The 626-nt window shown below is 46.2% G+C and carries 1 protein-coding gene; it reads right to left on the minus strand.

Annotated features, from left to right (window positions below; all coding sequences use genetic code 11):
- Window positions 1-626: TrbG/VirB9 family P-type conjugative transfer protein (locus tag ACFIKD_RS09740; RefSeq protein ID WP_375647949.1), on the minus strand; the 626-nt coding region annotated here is incomplete at both ends.

The following is a 626-nucleotide window of genomic DNA, read 5'->3' on the forward strand; positions in this document are numbered from 1 at the left end:
GGTTGATAGGCTTCGTTAAAGACGCATAGGACGTTTCTTCCCTGTCTTAGGGTGAAGCGTGCGCTAATGGCATGGACTATCACCATGTTGCCTCTTGTGGTTTTGGGAACCAGCGATTCTGTACCGTCATTGCTGACAATGTAAATGGCAGGGATTTCTTGGTTGTCTGGAAATGTAAATGTTGTGGTTTTGCCATTGTCATAAACGGAGGAGGGTTCGAGCACGCTTGATCCTTGAGCGGTGTAAGCCCAATTGCGTGGTCCGTAGGTTTCAGAAGCGTTGAAGACATTATCGATACGCTGGGCTTGTTGTTTTTCTTGTCGCATAAGGGCTGCGAGTCTTCTTTGTTCTGCTTCTTCTTGTGGGTAGCGAAATTTCACAAGGAAATATGTTTCTTGTCCAGAGGAAATTTCCCCATCTTTGATCGTAAGTTCAAATTGATAGGAGCGCTTTGAGCCATCAAGCTTTGTGGTGACGACTTGGAGATTGGTAATGGGTTGGACTTCCCGCGCTTTAAGGAAAAGAATATTGCCAGCGGGGGCGACTTCCCATGCAACGCTGTTGCCAATTGCCACATGGGCAATTTCTTCATTGGGAGAAAATTCTATTTGTACCGATGAGCGTAT

It is taken from the genome of Bartonella sp. CR84HXZ, assembly GCF_042194535.1.
GTDB classification, from domain to species: domain Bacteria; phylum Pseudomonadota; class Alphaproteobacteria; order Rhizobiales; family Rhizobiaceae; genus Bartonella; species Bartonella grahamii.